2 protein-coding genes are annotated in these 1,942 nt (G+C 42.2%); both read left to right on the top strand.

Annotation, left to right across the window (positions count from 1 at the left end; genetic code table 11):
* Positions 1-85 precede the first annotated feature (85 nt).
* Positions 86-1,120 carry an IS21 family transposase gene (gene istA / locus AAEY62_RS19940; protein WP_089367649.1) on the top strand — a complete coding sequence of 345 codons (1,035 nt, stop codon included), beginning with the start codon at positions 86-88 and terminating at the stop codon, positions 1,118-1,120.
* Complete coding sequence (gene istB / locus AAEY62_RS19935) at positions 1,117-1,890, top strand: IS21-like element helper ATPase IstB (RefSeq protein WP_089367648.1); 774 nt, start codon at positions 1,117-1,119, stop codon at positions 1,888-1,890. The genes istA and istB overlap by 4 nt, the downstream gene beginning before the upstream one ends.
* Positions 1,891-1,942: the final 52 nt, after the last annotated feature.

Here is a 1,942-nt window from a genome sequence, read left to right as displayed (position 1 = left end):
TGTTACCAGCAATGCAAAAATGATCCACTTCAACAATTGAAATCTGATCCAGTTAACTTAACACTGGTGCTTTTCGGTAAGCACCATGATTTCAAAAGAAGAGTTCATGAAAATAAAAGTCTTAGCCATGCAAGGCATGTCTCAACGAGCCATTGCTAAACAGTTAGGCATATCGCGTAACACCGTTAAAAAATACCTTCAGGGTGATTTTGACGAGCCGCATTATGCTACTCGTAAAACGGGTATTTCAAAATTAGAGGCCTTTAAACCATATTTGCATTCTCGGTTAGCTAAAGCTGCTCCAATACACTTATCAGCCGTTGTTTTACTCAGGGAAATTAAAGAGCAAGGCTATACCGGAGAAATATCGTTACTACGTCAATACCTGCATCAATATCGAGGGAGCGTTGAGCCCCAACCCATTATTCGCTTTGAAACAGAAGCAGGTAAACAAATGCAAGTTGATTGGGGCCAAATGCGAGGTGGGAAATCACCTCTGCATGCCTTTGTCGCTGTTTTAGGCTATAGCCGTGCATTGTTTGTCGCGATTACTGACAACATGCGCTATGAAACGCTCGAAGCATGTCATCGCCAAGCCTTTGAGTATTTCCAAGGCATTCCACAGCAAGTGTGGTATGACAACATGAAAACCGTTGTTATAGAGCGTGATGCTTACGGTGAGGGTAAACACCGCTTTAATCAGCATTTTTACCAATTTAGTAAAGAAATGGGGTTCATTCCAAAGCTATGTAAGCCCTACCGCCCGCAAACAAAAGGCAAAGTAGAGCGAATGGTACGCTATGTGCGCGATAACTTTTATCAGCCATTGGCCACTAAATTATCTGCCCTTGAACTTACTTTGGACGTTGAAACTGCCAATGTTGAAGTCATTAACTGGTTGAACACAGTGGCTAACCAGCGTATTCACGACACAATAAAAGTAAAACCCGCAGATAGATTAAAAGAAGAGCAGACATACCTTCAATCTTTACCCCCGCTCCAACCTGTTGCACCACCACAGCCGGCAGAAGTGAGCATGCCTTTATTTGATATGTCCTTCGAGACTCAACCGTTACATCATGATTTAAACATTTACGCGCAGTTTTCGGAGGCTTTATGAACTTACAATTAGCACGTTTGCATGAGCTAACAGAGGAGCTTCAACTCGCTGGTGTTGAAACGAACGCAACAGCGCTAGCGCAGCAAGCAGCAAAAGAAGAATGGGATTATTTACAGTTTCTAGAACGCATACTGCAAAGCGAGCAGAAGCACCGGCATCAACGTAAACAGGTTATGTTTACACGTATGGCTGGGTTTCCGTCATTAAAATCGCTCGAGGAATTTGATTTTACGTTCGCCACTGGTGTGCCCAAAAAACAGGTTAACGAGCTTGCCACACTCTCGTTTATTGAACGAAAAGAAAACATCGTTCTGCTCGGGCCATCTGGTGTAGGCAAAACACATATTGCCAGTGCGCTAGGTTACAAGGCAGTGCAAGCAGGCTTGAAAACCCGCTTTATTAGCGCATCTGATTTAATATTGCAATTAACCACCGCCCAACGACAAGATAAGTATAAACAAGTGATGCAGCGGTCAGTGCTGGCACCCAGGCTACTAATCATTGATGAAATAGGTTATTTACCGTTCAGTGCTCAAGAATCCAAGTTATTGTTTGACGTCATTGCAAAGCGTTATGAAAAAGGAGCGATAATACTCACAAGTAATCTCCCATTTGGACAATGGGGAAGCATTTTTGCGAATGATACAGCGTTAACATCAGCTATGTTAGATAGAATTTTACACCACTCACACATTGTTCAAATTAAGGGGGAAAGTTATAGAATTAAAGAAAAGAAACAAGCAGGGTTAATGGAAAACCTTAATAAATAGTGGATCAATATTCAAATGGTGGAGTGGATCACTTTTCGGTTGTTGTTGACAT

Origin of the sequence: Pseudoalteromonas sp. GW168-MNA-CIBAN-0100, from assembly GCF_040309225.1 — a bacterium.
GTDB classification, from domain to species: domain Bacteria; phylum Pseudomonadota; class Gammaproteobacteria; order Enterobacterales; family Alteromonadaceae; genus Pseudoalteromonas; species Pseudoalteromonas arctica.
The sequence above is the reverse complement of the archived record's forward strand: the minus strand, read 5'-3'. Positions and strand labels throughout refer to the sequence as shown.